The sequence below is a fragment of the Roseisolibacter sp. H3M3-2 genome (genome assembly GCF_029211165.1).
GTDB lineage: Bacteria > Gemmatimonadota > Gemmatimonadetes > Gemmatimonadales > Gemmatimonadaceae > Roseisolibacter.
The window spans coordinates 1-567 of record NZ_JARGEK010000793.1; the positions used below are offsets into that span (position 1 = coordinate 1).

General features: G+C 79.0%; 1 pseudogene. It reads right to left on the reverse strand.

The annotated features are described in order from the left end of the window. A pseudogene (locus PYV61_RS26440) lies at positions 1 to 567 on the reverse strand (hypothetical protein); the annotation flags it as partial.

Below are 567 nucleotides of genomic sequence, written 5' to 3' on the forward strand. Positions count from 1 at the left end.
CTCGGCGTCGCGCGGCACCCCGCGCCCGCGCTGGTAGAGCGCGCCCAGGCGCCGGCAGCCGCCCGGCGCGTCCACCTCGCAGCGCTGCGTGAGCACGAGCGCCGCGCGCTGCTGGTCGGCCGCCTCAGCGCTCGCGTCGAGCACGTCGATGGCGCGCGTGCACGACGGCGTGCGGCCGGCCGCGCAGGCGGCGAACAGGAAGTCGGCGGCGCGGCTGCGGTTCTTCGGCGCGAAGATCCCCTCGACGTACAGCTCGGCGACCGAGTCGCACACCACCGCGTCGCCCTGCTCGCAGGCGCGCTGCATCTGCAGGACGCGCGGCGTGATCAGCCCGCCCGAGGAGTCGACGAGCGCCGACGTCGGCGCCGCGGCGACGCACGACGCGCGCAGGTCGGCGACGAACGCGTCGTCGGCGCCGGCGGCGCGCAGGCGGCGCTCGTCGGCGTCGGTGAGCGCGACGGCGAGGCACCCCGCGCGCACCTGCGCGAGGATGCGCAGCGCCGGCACGCGCTGCCGCATCTGCTCGACCACGTCGCCGACCGCGACGGGGCGCGCCGCCGCCGCCGG